At 70.3% G+C, this 613-nt stretch carries 1 pseudogene; it reads left to right on the top strand.

The features are described from left to right. Positions 1 to 350 precede the first annotated feature (350 nt). Positions 351 to 518 (top strand): annotated as a pseudogene (locus IE271_RS41350) (IS701 family transposase); the annotation flags it as partial. Positions 519 to 613 lie beyond the last annotated feature (95 nt).

Genomic DNA, 613 nt, shown 5'->3' with positions numbered 1-613 from the left:
GGCAGCGGCGGCAGGAGAGGGGCGAGGGCCCGGGAGCGGGCATCGGCTTGCGGGCCCTCGCCCGGCCGCGTGTCTGCCATGACCATGAGATGACCCCTCATGTGCAGCCCCGTGCCCAACACCCGCCATCCAGAGCAGGTCACGCCATCGCCGCCCGCACGCCCCCTCGCACGCCTGGGGTGCGCGCCCTAGTACTCCAGTCTGACTTTGCGATCTTGTTGCGGACCCGGCCAAGAACGGGTACGGCCACCGCGTGATCATCGGGGGTTGTGTGGACTCCTGAAGATCGTGCGGTGGCCGCGGGCCATAGCGTAGACCCTGCCCGCTGGTGGGCGATGTTCGGCCAGGTCATGGCCCGGATCGCGGGCCAATTCCGGCGTGTTGAGCCCCGGGCCGCGGCCCGCGCCTACCTGCTCGGGCTGCTGTCGCCCGTTGAGCGGAAGAACTGCTGGCAGCCGGCCGAACAGGCCGGCCATGCCCGCCCCGGCCCGATGCAGCGCCTGCTGCGCTACGCCCGCTAGGGCCTGTTGGGAAAGTGCTGGTCACAGCCACTCATTGAGGACTGCGACCAGCACGGTCGCCTCGTAGCGGACGGCGAGCTTGTCGTACCTCG

Origin of the sequence: Streptomyces minutiscleroticus, assembly GCF_014650875.1 — a bacterium.
Lineage (GTDB): Bacteria > Actinomycetota > Actinomycetes > Streptomycetales > Streptomycetaceae > Streptomyces > Streptomyces minutiscleroticus.
The sequence above is the reverse complement of the archived record's forward strand: the minus strand, read 5'-3'. Positions and strand labels throughout refer to the sequence as shown.